Source organism: Pseudomonas sp. K5002, assembly GCF_013386655.1.
Classification (GTDB): domain Bacteria; phylum Pseudomonadota; class Gammaproteobacteria; order Pseudomonadales; family Pseudomonadaceae; genus Aquipseudomonas.
Genome location: NZ_JACARK010001672.1, coordinates 1 through 359 on the forward strand (window position 1 = coordinate 1; position 359 = coordinate 359).

Sequence of the window (359 nt, forward strand, 5' to 3'; positions counted from 1 at the left end):
GGCGCAGTTCACGGATGTAGTCGGTGGCGGCGAGCAGGCCGGGGGCGTCTTCGTGTGGCAGGCCGAGCTGTTTGCTGGCAGCCAGGCCAAGGCCGAGGAACACTGCATCGAACTGCTGGTGCAGTTCGCTCAAGGTCAGGTTGTCGCCCAGGCGCTGGCCGTGACGGATCTCGATGCCGCCAATTTGCAGGAGGAAATCCAGTTCCTTTTGCGCGAAGTCATCCACCAGCTTGTACTTGGCGATCCCGTATTCATTCAGGCCGCCGGCTTTTTCCCGGGCTTCGAAAATCACCACGTCATGGCCGTGCAGGGCGCTGCGATGGGCGCAGGACAAACCCGCAGGCCCGGCGCCGACCACC

General features: G+C 63.5%; 1 protein-coding gene. It reads right to left on the reverse strand.

The window, feature by feature from the left end; genetic code table 11:
- The coding region (locus HX846_RS38625) for an NAD(P)-binding protein (RefSeq protein WP_178967628.1) at positions 1 to 359 on the reverse strand (359 nt) is incomplete at both ends.